Origin of the sequence: uncultured Nostoc sp. (assembly GCF_964245445.1) — a bacterium.
In the GTDB taxonomy this organism is placed as follows: domain Bacteria; phylum Cyanobacteriota; class Cyanobacteriia; order Cyanobacteriales; family Nostocaceae; genus Nostoc.
The window spans coordinates 5,904-6,314 of record NZ_CAXTNE010000366.1 but is presented as its reverse complement, the minus strand read 5'-3'; the positions used below and the strand labels follow the sequence as shown (position 1 = coordinate 6,314).

At 34.8% G+C, this 411-nt stretch carries 1 protein-coding gene; it reads right to left on the bottom strand.

Annotated features, from left to right (window positions below; translation table 11 throughout):
* Positions 1–411, bottom strand: a 411-nt coding sequence (locus ACFE90_RS34890; RefSeq protein ID WP_375506846.1) for a hypothetical protein, incomplete at both ends; no start/stop codon positions are given.

The following is a 411-nucleotide window of genomic DNA, read 5'->3' as shown; positions in this document are numbered from 1 at the left end:
TCCAGTTACATACTGTGTGTTATCTCTAAAGCTACCGACAAAATCTGTGATTACTGAGCTATTAAATGAACCTTGACCATCATTAATCCAACTTGTAGACTTGAATACTCCTCCATCTTGCCAAAGTTCAATTAAATCAGCATCACCATCTCGATCAACATCTCCAGTTACATACTGTGTGTTATCTCTAAAACTACCGATTAAATCTATAATTTCTGCGTTATTAAATAAACCTTGACCATCATCTCCAGTTATATCCTGTGGTAAGTCTGGAAGACCAACGGACAAATCTGTGATTTCTGGGTTATTAAATAAATTTTGACTATTATCTCCAGTTAGATCAGGTGTGTTGTCTAGAAGACCAACGGACAAATCTGTGATTTCTGGGTTATTAAATAAATTTTGACTATT